This window comes from Saccharopolyspora gloriosae (genome assembly GCF_014203325.1).
Classification (GTDB): domain Bacteria; phylum Actinomycetota; class Actinomycetes; order Mycobacteriales; family Pseudonocardiaceae; genus Saccharopolyspora_C; species Saccharopolyspora_C gloriosae.
The window spans coordinates 6,324,931-6,345,442 of record NZ_JACHIV010000001.1; the positions used below are offsets into that span (position 1 = coordinate 6,324,931).

At 71.1% G+C, this 20,512-nt stretch carries 17 protein-coding genes and 2 tRNA genes; 12 read left to right on the top strand and 7 right to left on the bottom strand.

Going from position 1 to position 20,512, the window contains the following annotated elements:
* Positions 1–11: 11 nt before the first annotated feature.
* From BJ969_RS27450 to BJ969_RS27470, 5 genes are all read left to right on the top strand, one after another.
* On the top strand, positions 12–716 hold the full coding sequence (locus BJ969_RS27450; protein WP_184483799.1) for a dienelactone hydrolase family protein: 705 nt from the start codon (positions 12–14) through the stop codon (positions 714–716).
* 129 nt (positions 717–845) lie between these two features.
* Positions 846–2,834: an acetoacetate--CoA ligase gene (locus BJ969_RS27455; RefSeq protein ID WP_184483801.1), complete on the top strand. Its 1,989-nt coding sequence runs from the start codon at positions 846–848 to the stop codon at positions 2,832–2,834.
* Positions 2,835–2,912: 78 nt separating this feature from the next.
* A tRNA-Ser gene (locus BJ969_RS27460) sits at positions 2,913–3,002 on the top strand.
* A 39-nt stretch (positions 3,003–3,041) separates the two neighbouring features.
* A tRNA-Arg gene (locus BJ969_RS27465) sits at positions 3,042–3,114 on the top strand.
* A 236-nt stretch (positions 3,115–3,350) separates the two neighbouring features.
* Complete coding sequence (locus tag BJ969_RS27470) at positions 3,351–3,773, top strand: hypothetical protein (protein ID WP_184483803.1); 423 nt, start codon at positions 3,351–3,353, stop codon at positions 3,771–3,773.
* 103 nt (positions 3,774–3,876) lie between these two features.
* On the opposite strand, the gene BJ969_RS27475 is transcribed toward BJ969_RS27470, so the two are convergent.
* Positions 3,877–4,245, bottom strand: coding sequence for a group I truncated hemoglobin (locus tag BJ969_RS27475; protein WP_184483805.1), 369 nt, complete (start codon positions 4,243–4,245; stop codon positions 3,877–3,879).
* A 467-nt stretch (positions 4,246–4,712) separates the two neighbouring features.
* On the opposite strand from BJ969_RS27475, the gene BJ969_RS27480 reads away from it, so the two are divergent.
* Together BJ969_RS27480 and BJ969_RS27485 are read left to right on the top strand one after the other, a co-directional pair.
* Complete coding sequence (locus tag BJ969_RS27480; RefSeq protein WP_184483807.1) at positions 4,713–6,017, top strand: hypothetical protein; 1,305 nt, start codon at positions 4,713–4,715, stop codon at positions 6,015–6,017.
* Positions 6,018–6,294: 277 nt separating this feature from the next.
* The gene (locus tag BJ969_RS27485) at positions 6,295–7,266 is read left to right on the top strand and encodes an LGFP repeat-containing protein (protein WP_343071621.1); all 972 of its coding nucleotides are present in this window, start codon (positions 6,295–6,297) and stop codon (positions 7,264–7,266) included.
* Between the two features lie 53 nt (positions 7,267–7,319).
* Here the strand turns inward: BJ969_RS27485 and BJ969_RS27490 are convergent, their stop codons facing one another.
* From BJ969_RS27490 to BJ969_RS30930, 3 genes are all read right to left on the bottom strand, one after another.
* Complete coding sequence (locus tag BJ969_RS27490) at positions 7,320–8,180, bottom strand: alpha/beta hydrolase (protein ID WP_184483809.1); 861 nt, start codon at positions 8,178–8,180, stop codon at positions 7,320–7,322.
* A gap of 216 nt (positions 8,181–8,396) precedes the next feature.
* Positions 8,397–8,756 (bottom strand): hypothetical protein, encoded by a 360-nt coding sequence (locus tag BJ969_RS27495; RefSeq protein ID WP_184483811.1) that lies wholly within the window; start codon positions 8,754–8,756, stop codon positions 8,397–8,399.
* On the bottom strand, positions 8,753–8,977 hold the full coding sequence (locus BJ969_RS30930) for an HC3 family zinc finger protein (protein WP_184483813.1): 225 nt from the start codon (positions 8,975–8,977) through the stop codon (positions 8,753–8,755). The genes BJ969_RS27495 and BJ969_RS30930 overlap by 4 nt, the downstream gene beginning before the upstream one ends.
* A gap of 248 nt (positions 8,978–9,225) precedes the next feature.
* Between BJ969_RS30930 and BJ969_RS27505 the strand changes: the two genes are divergently transcribed.
* The 5 genes from BJ969_RS27505 to BJ969_RS27525 all read left to right on the top strand — a co-directional run bounded on the left by BJ969_RS27505 (position 9,226) and on the right by BJ969_RS27525 (position 16,364).
* Entirely contained in the window at positions 9,226–10,053 is an 828-nt protein-coding gene (locus BJ969_RS27505; RefSeq protein WP_184483815.1) for a helix-turn-helix domain-containing protein, read from the top strand.
* Between the two features lie 106 nt (positions 10,054–10,159).
* The gene (locus BJ969_RS27510; protein ID WP_343071622.1) at positions 10,160–13,441 is read left to right on the top strand and encodes an arabinosyltransferase domain-containing protein; all 3,282 of its coding nucleotides are present in this window, start codon (positions 10,160–10,162) and stop codon (positions 13,439–13,441) included.
* A gap of 253 nt (positions 13,442–13,694) precedes the next feature.
* Positions 13,695–14,699: a glycosyltransferase family 2 protein gene (locus tag BJ969_RS27515; RefSeq protein WP_343071623.1), complete on the top strand. Its 1,005-nt coding sequence runs from the start codon at positions 13,695–13,697 to the stop codon at positions 14,697–14,699.
* Complete coding sequence (locus tag BJ969_RS27520) at positions 14,686–15,093, top strand: GtrA family protein (RefSeq protein ID WP_184483819.1); 408 nt, start codon at positions 14,686–14,688, stop codon at positions 15,091–15,093. Before BJ969_RS27515 ends, BJ969_RS27520 begins: the two co-directional genes overlap by 14 nt.
* The gene (locus tag BJ969_RS27525) at positions 15,090–16,364 is read left to right on the top strand and encodes an NAD(P)/FAD-dependent oxidoreductase (protein ID WP_184483821.1); all 1,275 of its coding nucleotides are present in this window, start codon (positions 15,090–15,092) and stop codon (positions 16,362–16,364) included. Before BJ969_RS27520 ends, BJ969_RS27525 begins: the two co-directional genes overlap by 4 nt.
* A 373-nt stretch (positions 16,365–16,737) precedes the next feature.
* Here the strand turns inward: BJ969_RS27525 and BJ969_RS27530 are convergent, their stop codons facing one another.
* The 3 genes from BJ969_RS27530 to BJ969_RS27540 are packed head-to-tail and all read right to left on the bottom strand — an operon-like array spanning position 16,738 to position 20,511.
* Positions 16,738–17,892, bottom strand: coding sequence for a decaprenyl-phosphate phosphoribosyltransferase (locus tag BJ969_RS27530; protein ID WP_425503583.1), 1,155 nt, complete (start codon positions 17,890–17,892; stop codon positions 16,738–16,740).
* The gene (locus tag BJ969_RS27535; protein WP_397545402.1) at positions 17,885–18,484 is read right to left on the bottom strand and encodes a phosphatase PAP2 family protein; all 600 of its coding nucleotides are present in this window, start codon (positions 18,482–18,484) and stop codon (positions 17,885–17,887) included. The genes BJ969_RS27530 and BJ969_RS27535 overlap by 8 nt, the downstream gene beginning before the upstream one ends.
* A 38-nt stretch (positions 18,485–18,522) precedes the next feature.
* Positions 18,523–20,511 (bottom strand): glycosyltransferase, encoded by a 1,989-nt coding sequence (locus BJ969_RS27540; protein WP_343071624.1) that lies wholly within the window; start codon positions 20,509–20,511, stop codon positions 18,523–18,525.
* Position 20,512 lies beyond the last annotated feature (1 nt).

The window sequence follows — 20,512 nt, forward strand, 5'->3', positions numbered from 1 at the left end:
ACCTGAACGACATGACCGAAACCCGGACCGAGACGCTCGCGCTCACGGACGGCACCGAGCTCCGGCTGACCGTCGCCGAGCCGGAGAACGTCGTGCGCGGCGGGCTGGTGGTGCTGCACGAGGCGCGCGGCGTCACCGACCGGGTGCGCACCCTGGTCGGCGCCCTCGCCGACGAGGGCTGGCTGACCGTGGCGCCGCACCTGTACCACCGCGAGGGCACCGACGAGTTCTCCGACGACCACGCCGAGGAACAAGTGCTCGACCAGGTGCAACGACTATCGGGCGAGTCGATCCTGGCCGATTCCGACGCCTCCTTCGTGTGGCTGACCGACCAGGGCGTGCCCGGCGACCGCCAAGGCGTGATCGGCTTCGACATCGGCGGCTCGGCCGCGCTGGTGGTGGCGGCGAGCCGGAGCCTGGGCGCCGCGGTGACCGTGGCGGGCGGCGGCATCCTGAGCCCGCTGTCCGACGGCCTGCCCCCGCTGGTGGAGATCGCCGGGGAGCTGGCCGGACCGTGGCTGGGCATCTACGGCGCCGCCGACTCCCGCATCCCGTCGGACGAGGTGAACAAGCTGCGCGACGCCGCGGCGACGGCCCGTGTGGCGACCGACGTGGTGCACTTCAGCAGCGGCGAGCACCGCTTCGACACCGATCTGGACGCGGCGGTGGAGGCCTGGCAGCGGGCGCGCAACTGGTTCGACACGCACCTCCGCTGAGCCGCGGCAGGACCCGAGTTGCACACAGGCTGTGGATAAGTTGTCCACAGCCTGTGTGCAACCTGTTTGCGGTGCGCACGAAGGGTGCACTATGGCGTCGAGGCGGTGTCGTGAGTTAGGAAGCTAGTCATGACCTCGAGCACCCACACCGGCCAGCCGCCCGAGCTCCTGTGGAACCCCGCTCCGGAGCACGTGGCGGGCACCCGCATCGCCGAGTTCGGCGAGTGGCTGCGCACCGAGCGCGGCCACGACCTGCCCGACTACCGGGCGCTGTGGAACTGGTCGGTCTCGGACCTGACGGGCTTCTGGGGAGCCCTCGCGGACTTCTTCGACGTCGCCTTCCACGACCGGCCCGATCAGGTGCTCGAAGCCGAGGTCATGCCCGGAGCGCGGTGGTTCCCGGGTGCGACGCTGAACTACGCGGAGCACGCGCTGCGCGGTGGTCCCGGCAAGGCCGACGACGACGTCGCGGTGGTCTTCGCCAGGGAGGACGGGCACGGCTCGGAGCTCACCTTCGGCGAGCTGCGCTCCCGCGTCGCCGCGATGCGCGCGGCGTTCGCGGAGCTCGGCGTGCGCCGCGGGGACCGGGTGGCGGCGCTGGCACCGAACTGCCCGGAGACGCTGATCGCCTTCCTCGCCGCCGCCAGCCTCGGCGCCACCTGGTCGTCGTGCTCGCCGGACTTCGGCGTGCGCGCGGTCGCCGACCGCTTCGTGCAGATCGAGCCGACGGTGTTCGTGGCCGTCGACGGCTACGTCTACGGCGGCCGCACCTTCGACATCAGGTCCACTGTGGACGAACTGCGCGCGGAGCTGCCCGGCTTGGCGGGGACCGTGCTCGTCGACTACGTCGGAGCGGGCGAGCTCGCCGGGACGCACGACTGGTCGGCGCTGCTGGAACGCCACCGCGGCGCCGAGCTCGCCTTCGACCCGGTGCCGTTCGACCACCCGCTGTGGGTGCTGTACTCCTCCGGCACCACCGGCCTGCCGAAGGGCATCGTGCACGGCCACGGCGGCATGGTCCTCGAGCAGTTCAAGATGATCGGCCTGCACGCCGACCTCGGCCCCGGCGACACGTTCTTCTGGTTCACCACCACCGGCTGGATGATGTGGAACTTCCTGCTCGGCGGTCTGCTCACCGGCACCCGGCTGCTGCTGTTCGACGGCAGCCCCGGGCACCCCTCGCTGGACGCGCTGTGGGAACTGGCCGCGCGCCACCGGGTCACCTACTTCGGCACCTCCGCGCCGTTCATCCAGAGCTGCCTGAAGAAGGAGCTGCGGCCCGGCGACGCCCACGACCTGAGCGCGCTGCGCACCGTCGGCTCGACCGGTTCGCCGCTGAGCACCGACGGATTCCGCTGGATCGCCGACGCCGTGGGCGCCGACGTGCAGATCGCCAGCGTGTCCGGCGGCACCGACCTGTGCACCGCCATCGTCGGCGCCGCGCCGACCGTGCCGGTGTGGCTCGGTGAGATCTCCTGCCCGATGCTCGGCGCCTCGGTGCGGTCCTACTCGGAGGACGGCGCCGAACTGCGCGGCGAGGTCGGCGAACTGGTCCTCACAAAGCCGATGCCGACGATGCCGGTGTTCTTCTGGAACGACCCCGACGGCTCGCGCCTGCACGAGGCGTACTTCGACACCTATCCCGGGATCTGGCGCCACGGCGACTGGATCGAGGTCACCGACCGCGGCACCCTGGTGATCCACGGCCGCAGCGACTCGACGCTCAACCGCGGCGGCATCCGGATGGGAACCGCCGAGTTCTACCGCGTGGTGGAGGCGTTCGACGAGGTCGCGGATTCGCTCGTCATCGACACCTCGGGCGCGACGGGCGAAGGCGAACTGCTCTGCTTCCTGGTCCTCGCCGCAGGAGCCCGGCTGGAGGACGTGGAACCGGAGCTGAAGAAGCGGCTGCGCGAGCAGCTCTCACCGCGGCACGTGCCGAACCGGTTCCTGCCGATCGACGAGATCCCGCAGACGCTCAACGGCAAGAAGCTGGAGGTTCCGGTGAAGAAGATCCTCGCCGGTGCCGACCCGGAGCGCGCCGTCAGCCGCGACGCGCTGCGCAATCCGGCGGCGCTGAACCCGTTCGTGCAGCTCGCGAAGGGTTCGCAGGACTGACGGAGATCAAACCCCACCCCCTTTGTTGAGGCGCTGGAGGGCCGTGTAGTCTTTCCGCAGTGGCCAAGAGGACTACCGGGAGGCTTCGCCTAGTCTGGTCTATGGCGCCGCACTGCTAATGCGGTTGGGGGTCACGCCCCCTCCCGGGTTCAAATCCCGGAGCCTCCGCAGGGGTTCCCGCCCAGGCGGGGATCCACAACTGAACAAGCGCCCGTAGCTCAACGGATAGAGCATCTGACTACGGATCAGAAGGTTAGGGGTTCGAATCCCTTCGGGCGCACGTCTGGTCGAGACAGCAGAAACCCCCTACTTAGTCGCAGGGGGTTTCTTGCTTTCCGGGTTCGGTGGAATCACCGCCCGGGACTCCCGGATTCCCGCCGCGCCACCTTTGGCCGATCGGCTCGAACTCACGGGCCGAAGAGCCGAGGCGACCGTCCGCCGACTCCCCTTAGTTTCATGATCGACCGAGCACCGACGCCGCGGCGTCGGGTCGATCACGCGAAGCGAGGAGTGCACATGCGGTTCAGCACCAGGAAGATCTTGTTCTCCGGTATCGCGGCCGGTGCCGCGGTGGTGGCGCTCGGCGGTGCCGCCGCCGCCTCGGGCCACCAGGCCGCGGACGCGCTCCCCGTCGCCCCGGGGCACGAGGGCGAAGGCGAGTACACCGCCGGGAACTACTGGTTGCAGGTGCGCGAGCTCACCGCCGACGGCGAGGGTTTCGGCACCGCCGTCGCGCCCGGCACCACGTACTACTCCAAGACCCTGCACGGGTCGGATTCCTGGAAGCCGACCGTCCTGAAGTTCTCCGTCGGCGAGGCCCCGGAAGCGCCGACCGTGTTCAGCTACCCGATTCCCGCCGAGGGCCTGGGCGTCTCCTGCGTCGCCTCCGGCACCGAGGCCGCGCCGCAGGTGCGGTGCGAGACGACCGACGCCCGCTGATCGGCGACCGCTGATCGGCGGCCACCTTGGCCGAACCGCCCGCCGGGGGGTGCGGGCGGCTCGGCAGGGGTGGACGCGTGCGGCTGGCCGGTGCCCTGGTGGATCACGCCGCCGAGGTCGACGGGGTGACGATGTCCGCGGAGAGCGGGGCGACGACGGCCAGGATCGCGTCCACAGTGGCCGGTTCGACGCCCGCCGCGGCCAACGATGCGGACAGGTGCTCGACGACCAGGTCGAAGTGCGGCTGCCGGATGCCGCGGCCCTGGTGGACCTGCTTCATCGGGGCGCCCCGGTACGGCTCGGGGCCGCCGAGCGCGGCGGCGAAGAACTCCACCTGCCTGCCCCGCAGCCGGGACATGTTGGTGCCGGTGAAGAAACCGGCGAGCTCCGGGTCGGCGAGGACCTTCTCGTAGAACGCGGCGACGACCTGCTCCAGCGCCGGGGTGCCACCGATCTCGTCGTAGATGCTCATGGGCGGTGTCCTTCCTGGGGTGGGGTTCCAGCTCACCCCCACCGCTTTGCCGGCCTGTGCTGCCGCTGTGAACGGGTCGCTACGTTGCGCTCACCCTCGCTATCGAGCGCGGTGAGGACGGCGCGCGATTCCGGTGCCCCGTGGGGCCTGGTTCGTTCCGGGCCGGTTGCAGCGCTGTTCGACGGAACGAGCAGCCGGGCGGCGCGCGGCTCGAACACGGACGGTTGCGACGGAAAGTTGATCGCGCACCGTAGTTCTCAGAGCCGCCATCAGGCCCGGAATCCGGGACGAACTTCCCGTTACCAGCGAAGATCTCGATCACTCCGAGTAACATCAAGATCGTTACTGTTCGGCCGGAAAAGTCCGAAACATGTTGCGATAGGAAACTCGGACTCAAAACGGTAACAGGCTGCAACCTTTCGAACCCCGCCGGCGATCAAGGGGTGACGACTCGAAAGGGGTCAGGAGTGACCGTCACCAAATTCGCCGGAGCCGCCCTCAGCGCCGCGGCCCTGTGCGTCCTGTGCGTGCTGCCCGGCGCCGCGCACGCGCAGCCGATCAGCGAGCTCATCAGCGGGTCCGCCACCACGACCCGCGGCGCCGCGACGACCGCGGAGGGCACCGCGCCGGACGGCCTCCTCCGCAACGCGGTGGAGGGGTCGAGCGAGCAGCCGGCCAGTGCCGCGCCCGAGCCCAGCGGCGCACCCACCACGAGCGCGCCCGCCACCGAGGAGCGGGACGCGCCCGGCGAAGGCGCCATCGACGAGCGCTACTCCGCGCTGCCCCGCGAAGTGAAAGACGCCATCGGCAACCCGCTCGGCGACGAAGAGGTCGAGAGCGACTCGCTGCGGTGGCGGGAGTACGAGCACGCCCGCTTCTACTGGACGCCGGACACCGACACCCGCATCGTGTTCGGCGGCATCCTCGACCGGTTCGTCGCGCTCGGCGGCCACGACGTCATCGGCGTGCCCACCACCGACGAGACCGTCGACGACGGCGGCGCCCGCTACAACGAGTTCATCAGCCTCGACGGGACGGAGACCGCGTCGGCGATCTACTTCACCGGCAAGACCGGCGCGCACCACCTGAGCGGGCCGATCTTGGAGAAGTGGACCGAGCTGGGCGCGGGCGACGCCCTCGGCTACCCCACCAGCGACACCGCGGCCACGCCGGACGGGCTCGGCGCGTACAACCACTTCTCCCGCAGCGGCGGCGCCTCCATCTACCTGACCAGGGACAACGAGACGCACGTCGTGCAGGGCGCGATCCGCGACAAGTGGGCCGCCTCGGGCTGGGAGGCGGGCCCGCTGGGGTACCCGACCACCGACGAGCTCACCGCCGCCGACGACCGCGGCAAGTACGCCCGGTTCGACGGTGACGGCGAGTTCGCCGCCGGGATCGTGTGGAGCCCGGAGACCGGCGCGCACTCCGTGCGGGGCGCGATCGGCGACCGCTACATCGAGTTCAGCGGGCCGAACGGGCTGCTCGGCTACCCGACCACCGATGAGCTGTCCACTCCGGACGGACGTGGCCGGTACGCGCACTTCACCGGAACCGGCGGGGCTTCCGTCTACTGGTCGCCGCAGACCGGCGCCGTCGAGGTCTACGGCGGGATCCGCGCCCGCTGGGCCGAACTCGGCTGGGAGCGGTCCTACCTCGGCTATCCGGTGCGCGGCGAGCACGACGTGACCTGGGGCCGCAGCACCGAGTTCGAACTCGGCCACATCGACTGGCACCGCGCCACCGGGAAGGTCTTCGACTTCCCGAAGTGAGCCGAGTTCTGCGCTGTGCGGCCCGGGAATCGGGCCGCGACGAGCTGAGGTGCGCCTGACGGAGTGGGGTCCGTCAGGCGCACCTCTTCCTTTCTGCCACGTCGGGTCGCCGCACCGCGCGGCTTTCACGAGATCGGCCGTGGCGGCGTTCGAGTGAGATGTCCCTGCCGGTACGGCCGAACCGGTGAACGTCGCCGTCCCCGGCAACCGGCGGCCGCCGCCGGGCGTGTTCCACATCGACAGAATTCCTTGTGGGGCAACAGAAAAGGGGATCGTCGTGAAGACCACTCGCTGGGGAATCATGCTCGCCGCGGCCGTCGTGCCGATCGCGCTCGCCGGGCCGGCCACCGCCGCCGCCGCGCCGGCTCCCGCCGGGCAGGCCGAGCAGCAGGCGTTCACCCCGATCGAGGACCGCTACTGGAACGACGCGGCGCTGCGCGGACTGCTGGGCGACCCCGTCGATTCGCAGAAGACCGACGGGGACACCACCTACCAGCAGTTCCAGTACGGCTGGCTGTTCCACACCGGCGCCACCGGCGTCACCGAGATCCACGGCGACATCGCGGCCCGCTACAACGCGGTCGGCGGCTACGGCGTGCTGGGCGCCGCCGAGTTCGACGAACGGAGCACGCCCGGCGGAGAGGGCCGCTACAACCACTTCGCGGGCAGCGACGCCACCGGCCGCGCCTCGATCTACTGGACGCCGGCGACCGGGGCGCAGGGCGTGTGGGGTCCGGTGCGGACGTTCTGGGAGTCGAAGGGCTGGGAGATCGGCTACCTCGGCTTCCCGACGAAGACGACCTCCGTCACCGCCGACGGGGCCGGGGCCTACAACCACTTCGACGGGCGCGACGACGCCGGCGCCTCGGTCTACTGGTCCGAGTCGACCGGGGCGCACTCGGTGCAGGGCGAGATCCGCAACGCCTGGGCCGCGCAGGGCTGGGAGACGGGTGCGCTCGGCTACCCGACGACCGACGAGCTCGCGGTCGCCGACGGCAGCGGTCGCTACAACGAATTCGCGGGCCAGGACGAGGAACCCGGCGCGGCCTACTGGTCCTGGGAGTCCGGGGCGCACTGGCTGACCGGGCCGATCCTGGAGCGCTGGGACCAGCTCGACCGCCAGGCCGGCTACCTCGGCTACCCCACGGAGAACCCGCACGCCGTCGACGGCGGCACGCAGGTCGACTTCCAGCACGGCTACGTCGTGCTGGACGAGGCCACCGGCGGGGTCTCCGACTCGCCGTGGTGATCCGGCGCTGACGAGCCGGGCCGTCCTCGCGGGCGGCCCGGCTCCGCGCTGCTTCAGCCGAGCTCGGCGGCGAGTTCTCCGAGCAGGTCGGCGAATTCCGCCGGACGGCAGAAGTACCCGGCGTGGCTGGAATCGATCGACCGCACGTCGAACCGCTGCGCGGGCGCCCACGCGTCGGCTTCGGCGATCATGCGGTCCTGCTCGGCGGGCAGGATCGACTCGTCCGCGGTGAACCGCACGAAGGTGCGCGGCACCCGGCCCCAGCGAGCGGCGGTGGCGAACCGGGGTTCCGCGCCGATGCGGAAGTTCACGTCCGGCTCCATGACGTCGATCAACGCCCGGAACTCGTCGTCGGTGCCGTCGGCCATGATCGCGGCCTTCGCCGCGCGCACCAGCTCCGGATCCGAGCTGCGCAGGTTGATCCGGCCCACGCCGAGCCGGGCCGGATCGCCGACCGCCGGCCACGGGATCCGGTCGAACAGGTTGCCCTCGCGCTCCGGCCAAGCCGTGTACTCGCCGATGGAGTCCGAGGCGACGGCGCACCACGCGGACAGGTACACCAGCCGGTCGACGAGCTCCGGGACCCGTTCGGCGACCGCGGTGATCGGGACACCGCCCGCGCTGGTCCCGGCGAGCAGCACCGGGCCGTGCTCGGCGACGCGGCGGACCAGCGCCTCCACGTGGTCGGCGTAGTCGTCGACGCCGACGCCCGCCAGCGCGGAGGGGGCGGTGGCGAACTCGTCGAGGTCCTGCGGGGCCTGGTAGAAGCCGGGCGGGTGGTGAGCGTTCGACCCGTGGCCGGGCAGGTCCGGCGCCAGGCTGCGGTGACCGCGCAACGCCAGTTCGCGCTGCAGCGGGCCCCAGATCGCGGCTGTGCTGGCCGCACCGTGGATCAGGACGATCGTGGCTGACATGGAAACCTCGTTCTCCGCCGCGGAAACAACCGCGCGACGAGTGGTGGGGACGCCGAAGGCGCCGGTCTCGGGCGGAGACCGGCGAGCGCTCGTGCCGAACCGCGGGCGCGGAGTTCGCGCCGAGGCCACCGGGGGTCCCCGTCTTCGGGAGCACCGTCTTCGGGAGCACCGGGCCGAGGTCGGCGAGCGGGCTGCTACGTCAGCTGATCACGTCGTTCAGATTACGGCGCCGTGCAAGCGAATATCCGCGCGCGGCGACGGGCCGCTCGGGACGACGGGACGCCGCTCGTGGTGGGCGCGCAGCGCGAGCAGCGTCGCCAACCGGTGGCAGGCCCACTCCTCGGTGCGCAGCCGGTGCTTGCCCACGTGCTCCGGCTCGTCGACCGGCCAGGCGATCTCCTCGTCCGGCACGACGTCGATCGCCGCCGCGGCCGTCGGGGGCGGCGGCGCGGTGCGGAGCCGGTCCACGGTGACCGTCCCCGGCCCCGCGTGCGCGTGCTCGCCCGTCCCGCCGCGCAGCGGGAGCAGCAGCGCCGGCGCGATCAGCAGCGCCGCGACGACGAGCGCCGCGATCACGCCTGCTCCCGCGCGTCGCGCAGCGCCTTGGCCCGGACCAGGCAGTCCGAGCAGGTCTCGGCGAACCAGTCGCAGTCGGTGGGTTCGGTGACCGTCAGCCGCAGCCCGCACAACGCCTCGCGCGCCTGCCCCGGGTAGGGGCGCTGCTCCGGGGACAAGGCGTGCCGCTCGCCCTGCGCCGGACGCCAGTACGCGACCGGGCCGGCTGACCTGATGAACACCGCGAACCTCCTCGTTCGTCGCCGCGGACGGCGGTGCGCGGCGCGGAACCACCGGGAGGAATCCGGGGCATTCCGGTCCGCCGCGTCGTTCGCGCACCACGATCGACATCCGAAACGAAACCGTGTACCTGAACGATAAAGAGAGTTCATTCCACAAGGAACTACCCATTCGGATGATCTTGATTGCCTTCGGGTCCCGGCACTGGAAGAACTGGTGGTGATCACACAATTCGCTCGAAAGGCCACCGATGAGCATCACCGGCCCGCCCGTCGCCCGGCTGCAGCTGGGCCGGCTTCTGCGGGACATGCGCGAGAGCTGCGGAAAGACCCAGGAACAGGCCGCGATCGCACTGGAATGCACCAAACCGAAAATCAGCAAGATCGAGACGGGCAAGGCCACCATCGGACCGGGAGATGTCCGGCTGCTCATCGACTGCTACGGGGTGGCGGGCGACTCCGCGGACACCGTTGTGCAACTCGCCCGCCAAGCGCGGAAACGGAATCACATTCGCGTTCCCGATTGGGCGCAGCGATTCATCGCGATGGAAAGCATCGCCGCCACGATCTCGACGTACGAGTCGGAACTCGTGCCCGCGCTGTTCCGCACCCCCGAGTACGCGAAGGCCGTCGGGCTCGCCACCGACCCGCGCCGCGACGCCGACGAGCTCGAACGGCTCGTCACCATCAACGCCGACCGCCAATCGGTGCTCAGCAAGGACGAACCGCCGGTGCTCACCTCCGTGCTCAACGAAGCCGTGCTGCGCCGCCAGGTCGGCGGCTGCGCCGTGATGCACAAGCAGCTCGCCCACCTGCGCGACCTCACCGAGCGGCCGAACATCACGGTGCAGGTGCTGCCGTTCGGCACCGGCGCGCACGCCGCGATGGGCACCACCTTCCACCTGCTGCGCTTCGAGCAGCCCACCCCCGGCTCGCTGGTCTACATCGAGAACCTGGTCAACGCCGACTACCTCGACGGGCCCGCCCAGACCGACTGGTACGACACCGCGTTCACCCGGCTCCGCGCGGCGGCGCTGAGCCCCGGCGACACCGCCACCTTCCTCGACGAATCGCTCTGACCGCCGGCGGGAAGACCGGCTCCCCCGGCGGCAACCGGAGCCGGGCCTGACGCGTGCGCAAGAATGATCCCGCGGCGACGGGGAAGATCTTCTTGAGGACGGTGTCGTGGAGCCCAGCAGCCCGATCCGCTCGGACGGAACACCCGGGGAAAGACCGGGGGCGCCGCCGAGCCGTCCGCTCGACGCGCTGCCCGCCCCCGCGGCACGCCGCGCCCGGTGGATCGCGCACGTGGTGGCGCTGCTGCTCGGCGCGGCCGGCCTGAGCTGCGCGCTCGCGCTGCCGTTCGCCCCGGTGTGGGCCGACCGCAGCGAGGTGAGCTGGCCCGCCGCCGACGAACCCGCCGTGTCCACCACCGCCCTGCTCGCCCCGTACCGGCCCGCCCAGTTCACCGCGAACGTCCCGTGCCCCGTGCTGCGGTCCGCGCTGGACCGGCCGGATCCGACGATGGTGCTCGCGACGGTGCCGCCGGGAAGCGACCGCGACGGCCTGCTGCTGAGCGCCGAAGGCGGCACCCCGAAGCTGATCATGGGCGAGCGCGCCGTGGCGCTGCCGCCGCTGCCCGCCGACTGCGACCTCACCGTCCGCGCCGACGCCCAGCGCTCCACGATCACCGTCGGGACGCTGCCGCCGATCGCGCTGCCCGGCGTGCCCGCGCCGGAGATCTTCACGTTCAGCACCGGGCTGCCACCGGAGCAGGCCGCGGAGCTGTCGGTCACGGCCCGCACCTACACCTGGTTCGAGACGGCCCCGACGTCGCTGAAGCTGTCCTTGACCGGGTTCGCGATCGTGCTGGCCGCCGCGTCGTTGCTGCTGCTCATCGCGCACACCCCGCCGACGTGGGCGGGAATCCGGCGAGCAGCCCTCCGTCGCATCCGCTTCGACCTCTCGCTATTACTCCTGATTGATGCCGCTGTCGCCGTGGTGCTGGCGTTGTGGCTGGTCATCGGGCCGATCAGCGACGACGACGGCTTCGCGATGCTGACCATCCGCAACCACGCCGCGACCGGCGACATCGGCAACTTCTACCGCTGGTTCAACGCCTCGGAGGCGCCGTTCACGCTGGTGCAGCACCTGATGCGCTGGGTCTCGGAGTACAGCCTGGCCCCGGCGTGGCTGCGGGTGCCGAGCGTCGTCGCCGGAATGCTCACCTGGCTGGTGCTCAGCCACGGCATAGTCGCCCCGCTGTGCCGGGGCGTCCGGCGGGCCGGGGTGCACCTGCTGACCGCGGTGTTCTTCCTGGCCTGCTGGCTGCCGTTCGACCTCGGCATCCGGCCGGAGGCGTTCGTCGCGCTCGGCACCGCCGCCGTTCTCGCGCTGCTGCTGCGCGCCACCGCTCCCGGCGTGCGGGCTCCGTTCGGCCACCTCGGCGGGGCCGCGCTGCTGGCGGGGCTCACCGTCGCGGTCACGCCCACCGGGATCGCGGCGGTGCTGATCGTGCTGATGTTCGCGCCGCGGATCTGGCGGCTCCTGTTGCTGCCGGGCGAGCTGCCGCGCTGGATGGCGGTGCCGACGCGCGCCGTGCTGCTGTGCTGCCTCGGGTCGGTCGGCGTGGTCGCGATGTTCGCGGACTCCACCTGGACCGGCTTCGCGCGGGCCACCGCGATCCACAACGAGTTCGGGCCGAACCTCGGCTGGTACGAGGAGATCGAGCGCTACTCGTCGCTGCTGGGGACCAGCACGTGGGGCACCGCGAGCAAGCGGCTCGCGGTGCTGCTCGTGCTCGCCGCCGTGCTGCTGGCCGCGGCCGGGGTGCTGCGGCGGCTGCACCGCGCGGTGCGGATGCCGGAACTGCCGCTGCTGATCGGCGCGGTGCTGGCGGTGTTCGCGACGCTGTGGCTGACGCCGTCGAAGTGGACGCACCACTTCGGCGCGCTCGCCGGGGTCGCGCCCGCGCTGGTGGCGGCGACGGTGGTGCTGCTGGCCCGGGTCGGTTCGTTGCCCAACGCCCGCCGGGAGGCCCGGCAGCTCGGCGTCGCCGGTGCGGTGGCCGGTGCCGGGGCGGCTGCGCTGGCGTTCCAGGGACCGAACTCGTGGTGGCAGTACTCGGACTTCGGCGTGCCGTGGTCGGACACGGCGACCCGTCCGCTGGACCTGCCGCTGGACGGTCCGCTGCCGTGGCTGCTGGCGGCGGTGCTGGTCGGCGTCGTCGCGTTCGGGCTGGTGCGGCTGCGGGCGCTGGCGGGGGCGTGGACGCTGCCCGCGACGGCGCTGTTCACGACGTCGGCGCTGGTGATGGTCGCGGTGCTGATCGGCTCGTTCCTGCAGGCTCCCGCGCACGCGGGCGCGTTCTCCGTCGGGCGCTCCAGCTGGGACAGCGTGCGGGCGCGCAGCTGCGGCATCGAGAACGAGGTGGAGACGCTGCCGCTGGCCGAGGACGGCACGCTCGCCCTCACCGCGGGACCGCTGGACGACACCGAGCAGGACGCGCCGGACGAGACGCGCCGCGAACCCGCCGGTTTCGTCGCCAACCAGGGCCGTCCCGGCCGGCCCCCGCAGGAACCGCTGCTGCGCCGCCCGCCGGACGAGCTCGCGCTGCGCCCCACCGGCGCCGAGGCCGAGCCCACCGACGCGAGCCCGCTGATGTGGGACAGCCTCGCCGACGGCCCGCGCACCACCGGCGAGGTCACCACCGGCTGGTTCGAGCTGCCCGCGCTGCGCTCCGGCCAGGAGCTGTCGGTGTGGGTCGCCGGGCGCCCCGAGCAGGGCAACGACCTGCGCGTGGAGTTCGGCCAGAACACCGCGGGCCCCGAAGCCGCCGATCAGGTGCGCGCGCTGGGTTCCCGCGAGCTGCGCGATCCGCCGCCGCGCCAGCTCCCGTTCGACGACCCGCGGATGGGCCGCGCCGCCGACTGGCGCGACTTCCGCCCCTGGCGGCTGATCACCGTCGACGCCGCCGACCTGCCCGCGGGCGCGGACCGGGTGCGGCTGCGCGCCACCGACGCCACCACCGACGAGCAGGGCTGGCTGGCGTTCGGCGGGCCCGCCGTGCGCGACGTGGTGCCGCTGCGCGACGTGCTCGACGGCGGTGTTCCGGCGCTGGTCGACTGGCCGATCAGCTTCCTGTTCCCCTGCTACGTGGACTACCCGCGCGTCTCGCACGGCACCGCCGACAGCCCCGGCCTGCTCATCACCCCGCCCGGCGGGGAGGGCTCGATGGCGTTCGACCCGTCCTACGGCGGCGTGTTCACCGGAGTTCCCGCCCAATCCCGCAGGTGGGAGACGCCGAGCAGGCTGCGCGGCGATCCCGGCTTCACCTGGGGCCACGTGCTGTCGGTGAGCTACGACCTGGACCGCGACGTCTACGACCGGACGACCCGCCGAGTGCGCCAAGGCGGCGCGGACGGCGACGGCGAGTACCCGTTCGAGGAGGGGAACCTGCATCCGTGATCGCGCCCGCCGCACCCGCCGATCCGGTGACGCGCCGAGCCGCCGCAAGCCCGTGATCACCGCGTTCGCCGGGCCGACGCATAACGATCACACGATCTCGGTGCGAAAGTCCCCGCGGATGCGCAAAACTGGCCACGCCGGGCACCTGCGGCGTTCCGCGCCCGGAAGGCCCGCGACGGGTCCCCGGCGGCCGGGCAACCGATCAGCCGCGCTCGGCGTCCACGCAGGGCGAGCGGTGATGAGGGGGAGTCAGGTGGCCGAAACGATCAGCCCAGCGGTGCCGGTGCCGTCGCACCAGCGGACCGAGGAGGCGGCAACGGGTTCGCTCATCTCCTACGTGCTCCCGGTCTACAACGAGCAGGACGGCATCCGCCGCTTCCACCGCGAGCTGATCGCCGCCATCGACACCCGGCCGGACTTCGACTACGAGTTCATCTACGTCAACGACGGGTCCGCCGACGATTCCCTGGCCGTGCTGCGGAAACTGGCCGAGGCCGACCCGCGGGTGCGGGTGCTGGACTTCGCCCGCAACTTCGGCCATCAGATCGCCATCACCGCGGGACTCGACCACGCCGAGGGCGACGCGGTGATCGTGATGGACACCGACCTGCAGGACCCGCCGCGCGTCAGCATCGAGATGATCGACGCGTGGACGCGGGGCGCGGAGATCGTGTCGGCGCGGCGCCGCACCCGCCGCGACACCCGCTTCAAGCGGCTCACCGCGCACTCCTACTACCGCCTGCTGCACAACCTGGCCGAAGTGGACATTCCCGTCGACACCGGGGATTTCCGGCTGCTGGACCGCCGGGCCGCGGAGGAGCTGCGCGGGTTCCGCGAACGCAGCAGGTTCATCCGCGGCATGGTCGCCTCGATGGGGTTCCAGCAGACCGAGGTGTTGTTCGACCGGGACGAGCGAGCCGCGGGCGAGACGAAGTACCCGCTGCGCAAGATGGTGCGGTTAGCCGCCGACGGGGTCACCGGGTTCTCCACCGCCCCGCTGAAGCTGATCACCCGCATCGGGTTCCTCAGCCTCGCGCTGGCCGCGCTGGGCATCCTCTACGCCGTGGCGATGCGGGTGTTCCTGCCGCAGGTCACCGTGTCCGGCTGGACCATGATCATGGTGGTGATGCTGTTCCTCGGCGGCGTGCAGATGCTCTCGCTCGGCGTGATCGGCAGCTACGTCGGGCGCATCTACGACGAGGTGCGCCAGCGCCCGCTCTACATCGTGCGCAAGGTGATCCGGCATGACCAGGGTTGAGCCGCGCCCGCCGAGGCTGCCGCGGCCCAGCCGCGCCCTGGTGCTCTACGGGATCATCGGCGTCAGCGGCGTCACCCTCGACTACCTGGTGTTCCTGCTGCTGTTCAACACCGTCGGCCTGCACGAGCAGCTCGCGAACGCGATCAGCACCAGCATCGGCATCGCGAACAACTTCGCGCTCAACGCCTGGTTGAACTTCCGCACCACGGACCGGTTGCCGCTGCGCTTCGCCCGGTTCTACAGCGTCGGGCTCGCCGGGATGGCGCTGACGTTCCTGCTGCTGCACCTGGGCTCCGCGGTGCTCGGGCTGAACCCGAACCTGGTGAAGGCCGCCGCGATCCCGCTGGTCGTGGTCCTGCAATACCTGATCAACAAGAGATGGAGTTTCGGATGAAGCTGGGTGTCGTGGGCGCCGGAGCCACCGGCCTGACGGCCGCGTTCGACGCGGTCAAGGCCGGCCACGACGTCACCGTGCTGGAGGCGTCGGCCGAACTCGGCGGGCTCGCCGCGTCCATCGAGGTCGGCGGCACCCCGCTGGAGCGCTTCTACCACCACAGCTTCAAGACGGACCGGGCGATCATCGACCTGATCACCGAGCTCGGGCTGGCCGACAAGCTGCGGTTCCACTCCCCCACCACCGGCGTGTACCTGGACGGGGAGCTGCACCCGTTCGGCACCCCGGTGGAGATGCTGAAGTTCCCGAAGTTCTCGATGCTCGACCGGCTGCGGTTCGGCGCGAGTTCCGCCGCGCTCAAGGCGGTCCGCGACGGCTCCCGGTTCGGCTCGGTGCGCGCGCTGGACTGGATGCGCCGCTGGGCCGGGCCGCGCGTCACCGGGACCATCTGGGAACCGCTGCTGACCGGGAAGTTCGGCGACCGCGCCGAAGAGGTGTCGATGGCGTGGCTGTGGGCGCGGATCCACTACCGCACCTTCGGGCTCGGCTACGTGCACGGCGGCTTCGAGCAGGTGTACCGGGCGCTGCTGGACGCGGTGACCGAACGCGGCGGCAGCGTCGAGTTCGGCAAGCCCGTCACCTCCATCCGCCAGCCCGCGTCGGTGGAGGTCAAGACCGCCGACGGCACCGCCTACGAGTTCGACCGGCTCATCGTCACCGTGCCGCAGCCGGTGTTCGCGAAGGCCGCCGACATCGAGTCCGACGACGTGCTGTGGCGCAACCAGTACCTCGGGGCGACGTGCTTCGTGCTGGAGTGCGACCGCAGCGTCATCCCGTACTACTGGCTCAACATCAACGACACCGAGTTCCCGTTCCTCGCGGTCGTCGAGCACACCAACATGGTCGACCGCGCCGAGTACGGTGGGCGCCACGTCGTCTACGTCGGCAACTACGTGCCGCGCGACGACTGGCGGTTCACCACCGAGCCTTCGGAGCTGCTGTCGCGCTACATCCCGTGGCTGCGCAAGCTGAATCCGGACTTCGACGAGTCGTGGATCCAGGACTGGCACTTCTCGAAGGCCGGTTTCGCCCAGCCCGTCGTCACCCCCGAGTACCGCGCGCTGATCCCGGAGCACACCACGTCGATGCCCGGCGTCACGCTCGCCACGATGTCGCAGATCTACCCGCAGGACCGCGGCCAGAGCTACGCGATCCAGATGGCCCACGACGTCATCCACACCCTCGGCCTCGACCAGAGCCCGTCAGCCTGAGCCACCCCGACCGCAGCAGCGACCAACCCACGCCTCGCGGCGAAGCCGTGCCTTGGGCGGCGAAGCAAGCCTGCTTTGCGGCCGAAGACCCTGCCTCGCGGCGTAGCCGTGCTTTGGGCGGCGAAGCAAGCCTGCCTGGCGGCCGAAGGCCGTGCCTGTATGTGCGAAGCACATAGCCCACGTCCAAAAGCCGACCACCCGCGGGTTCTCAGTGCCTTCCTCGCGAGGACAGCTTTTTCCCTCGTGGCGGAGCCACTTGGGAAAAAGATCCCGCAGCGAGGAAGGCACTGAGGTTCCGCCACCCGACCACCAAAGCAAGAAACGCAGAACGCCCCCGGCCGAAGGGCCGGGGGCGTTCCAGTGGAGCGAGGAATTACAGGTAGTAAGCCAGGAACAAGCACCCCGCCAGGCAGGCGCCGAGGACGAGCAGCACCTTGTCCTTCAGCGCCACCTCCTCGGGCTCACCGGCGACGCCCTTGTCGACGTCCACCGCGTACCGCAGGATCGCGATCACCATCGGGATGATGGAGATGATGCCCCAGCGGGACTGCTCGATCTCGCGGATGTCGTAAGCCCACAGGCAGTACGTCATGATCGTGATCGCGGCGGCGATGGCCCACACGAACCGCAGGTAGGAAGGCGAGTACGCCTTCAGCGACTTGCGGATCTTCGCGCCGGTCTCGGCCGCCAGCTTCACCTCGGCGTAGCGCTTGCCCGCCACCATGAACAGCGAACCGAAGGCCACCACGATGTAGAACCACTGGGTGATCTCCAGCCCGGCCGCGGCACCACCGGCGACCGCGCGCAGCAGGAACCCGGAGGCCACGATGCACAGGTCGATCACCGGCTGGTGCTTCAGGCCGAAGCAGTAGCCCAGCTGCACCGCGATGTAGACGGCCATCACCGTCAGCAGCCCGTAGCTCACCCCGGCCGAGATGGCCAGCGAGCCGCCGAGCAGCAGCACCGACACGCCCCAGGCGATCGGCAGCGGGATGAGGCCCGCCGCGATCGGCCGGTTGCGCTTGGTCGGGTGCTGGCGGTCCGACTCGACGTCGATGGCGTCGTTGATGAAGTAGATGCCCGAAGCGGCCATCGAGAACACCACGAACGCCAGCGCCGCGTCCAGCACCACGGACGGCTGCAGCAGCGCGCCCGCCGTGAACGGTGCGGCCAGCACCAGGACGTTCTTCACCCACTGCTTCGGGCGAAGCTCCTTGATCAGTCCGCTGACCAGGCCCGCGGGCGTGCCCGCCTTCGCGGTCACCTTCGCGTGGTAGGCGTCGGAGGACTTGTCCTTCTCGTCCCCGGTGTCCGCCTTCTTCTGCTCGGGTTCCTCCAGCGCGCCGGCGCTGCCGCCGCCCTCGGAGCCGATCGAGCCCTCCGAGTCGGAGTCGACCTCGTTGCGCACCTGGTCCGCGTCGGTCTCGGTCACGGCCTTGCCGTTGCCGGACGCGCCGTTGGTCGCGGCCTCGTCGAGCCCGTTCTCGGGCTCGCTGACGGTCGCGCCCGTCTCGTTCTTGTCAGCCACGGTTCCTCCGCCGTCTCATGAACCGCCGGACGCCCAGCGCCACGGCACCGCCGAGCGCTGAACCGGCGAGAACGTCGCTCGGGTAATGCACCCCCAGAACCATCCGGCTGACCATCATCGGCGGCACCAGCGCCGGAGTCAGCCGCTTGCCCAGCAGTCCTCCGTAGAGGACGGCCGCCGTCGTCGTCGACGTGGCGTGCGAGGACGGGAAGCTCAGCTTGCTCGGCGTCCCGACCAGCACCTGGACCTGCGGGTCACCGGGGCGGCTGCGCCGCACGACCCGCTTCACGCCGATCGACGCCCCGTGCGCGAAGGCTACGCCCGCCGTCGCCGCGACCCACTCGCCGCGCCGCTTGCGGTCCACCAGCGCGCCCACGGCACCGATCGCCAGCCACCCGGCCGCGTGCTCGCCGAACAGCGACATCGCGCGGGCCGCCTTGACCACCGGCGGCTTCGCCAGCGCGCCCTGCACCTTGCGCAGGGCGAGTGTCTCGGTGGTGACTTCCGGCACCGGTTCCCAGGTGCCGGGGATGAACTCCCGCTCCTCGGCGCTCGCAGCGCCGGGAGTCGTCGTAGTCGGTTCAGCAGCCACTTCGTCTCCGGGGTCGGGGCACACAGATCAGGGGGTACTCACTTCTTGTCGAAGGCCTGTTTCCAGGACTCCGGGCTGGTCAGCTCCGGCAGCGCCGCGCGGTAGACCTCGCGCAGCCGCGGCCATTCGCGGGCCAGCTTGCGGTAGTTCGCCAGCGCGCGGAGCCCGAGCCTGCGGAACTCCTCGGGGTCGCGGCGGCGGAACGACACGCCGCTGCCGTCGGCGTTGGACACCGTCGCGCTGTCCAGCGCACCGAGCAGGAACCAGCGGGCGCTGTCGGCCGGGATGTTCAGCTGCGGGCGCTCGCCCGCCGCCTGGTCCGGCTCCTTGAGGTTGTGCAGCAGCGCCTTCGACGCGCGGGCCGCGATGATCGCCGGGTTCACCGGCGGCTTCAGCAGGCCCTCCGCCATGATCGGGTCCGCCGAGGGCGGCGGGAACTCGCGGGCCGAGGGCAGCGTCTTCGCGTCGTCGTAGTGCTTGCGCAGCTCCACCACGTCGGGGCGGGCCGTGTGCAGCGAGTCGAACAGCTCGCCCGGCCCGGCCATGAAGTCCTCGATGGCCTTCTGCTGCACCGCCACCGTGGAGTACTCCATGGACAGCAGGTGCCGCAGCGTCAGCTTCAGGCCCTGCTTGACCAGGACCTGGCGGACCTCTTCCGGGCTGTGCAGCGCGGCCATGACCAGCCGGTTGCGGGTGTGGAAGTAGGCCGTCCAGTCCGTGGCGTCGTTCTTGTCCGTCCACGGCATGTGCCAGATCGCCGCACCCGGCAGCGTCACCGTCGGGTACCCGTTCGCGCCGGCGCGCAGCGAGTACTCCGAGTCGTCGAACTTGATGAACAGCGGCAGCGGCAGCCCGGAGTTCTCGATGACCTCACGCGGGAACAGGCACATCCACCAGCCGTTGTAGTTCGCGTCGATCCGCTTGTGCAGCTTCTTGCTCTTGCGCAGCGGGGTCTTCGCGAAGTCGTAGTCGGTGACCGCACCCGGCGCCGGGCGCCAGATGCCGATGCCGACGTCGACGACCTCACCCATGCTGTGCAGCCGCGAGCGGGCCTGCAGGTTCAGCATGTGACCGCCGACGATCACCGGGTTGGTGGCGGCGCGGGCGAACGCGTTGGCGCGCAGCACGCTGTCCGGTTCCAGCGCGATGTCGTCGTCCATGAGCAGGACCTGCTCGGCGTCCGAGTTGTACACGCCCTCGTACATGACGCGGGTGAACCCGCCGGAGCCGCCGATGTTGGCCTGCTCGATCACCTGGAGCTTGTCGCCGAGCCGCTCGGCGGCCACGTCGAAGCCCTCGGTGTCGCGGATCTTCTGGCCGCCCTGGTCGGCCACGACGACCTTCTCCACCACGTCCATGACCTGGGGGTCCTCCCCCAGCGTCCGCAGCGCGGTGACGCAGTCGGCCGGGCGGATCGTGGTGGTGCCCACCACGACCCGCTGGCGCGGCAGCTCGACGTCGGTGGTCCAGGCCGCCTCGTCGACTTCCAGCGCGCTGTCGTTGGTGAACAGGTCGAACCAGATCCAGCCGCCGTCCTCGAAGGGCTGCAGCGAGACCCGGAACTCCAGCCACGTCCACGACTTCGGGCTGGCGACCGGCGCACCTTCCAGGTGCACGCTGTCGCCGTTGGCCTTCGAGCGGTAGACGTCGAGCCGACCGGCCCCCTTGACCTTCAGCCGCAGCACCACCTCGCCGACCTTCGTCCACCGCTTCCAGTAGCTGGCGGGGAAGGCGTTGAAGTAGGACGCCAGCGAGATCTTGGAGTGCGCGGGCACCTTGATCGAGCGCCGGTTCACGACGGTCGTGGTGCCGGTCTGCGGCTCGTCGATGTAGAGCGCGCGCACGTCCAGCGGGTCCTCACCGCGCGGGAACACCACGCGTTGCAGCACCTGCTCGGGTGCGACCTTGCGGCGACCGCCGGAGCGGACCGAGGTCACGTCGCTGACTTTGCTCTCGCCCGCGGCTGCGGGTCCGGTCTCGGCACGCTTCGCGGCGGCCGAGGACTCGTCGGGGGTCCGGTCGGTCACG

Bases quoted from the DNA above. Each gene is read 5' to 3' on its own strand.
- BJ969_RS27505 (WP_184483815.1), top strand. From the start codon at position 9,226: ATGAGCATCACCGGCCCGCCCGTCGCCCGGCTGCAGCTGGGCCGGCTT.
- BJ969_RS27525 (WP_184483821.1), top strand. From the start codon at position 15,090: ATGAAGCTGGGTGTCGTGGGCGCCGGAGCCACCGGCCTGACGGCCGCG.
- BJ969_RS27455 (WP_184483801.1), top strand. From the start codon at position 846: ATGACCTCGAGCACCCACACCGGCCAGCCGCCCGAGCTCCTGTGGAAC.
- BJ969_RS27450 (WP_184483799.1), top strand. From the start codon at position 12: ATGACCGAAACCCGGACCGAGACGCTCGCGCTCACGGACGGCACCGAG.
- BJ969_RS27475 (WP_184483805.1), bottom strand. From the start codon at position 4,245: ATGAGCATCTACGACGAGATCGGTGGCACCCCGGCGCTGGAGCAGGTC.
- BJ969_RS27520 (WP_184483819.1), top strand. From the start codon at position 14,686: ATGACCAGGGTTGAGCCGCGCCCGCCGAGGCTGCCGCGGCCCAGCCGC.
- BJ969_RS27490 (WP_184483809.1), bottom strand. From the start codon at position 8,180: ATGTCAGCCACGATCGTCCTGATCCACGGTGCGGCCAGCACAGCCGCG.
- BJ969_RS27470 (WP_184483803.1), top strand. From the start codon at position 3,351: ATGCGGTTCAGCACCAGGAAGATCTTGTTCTCCGGTATCGCGGCCGGT.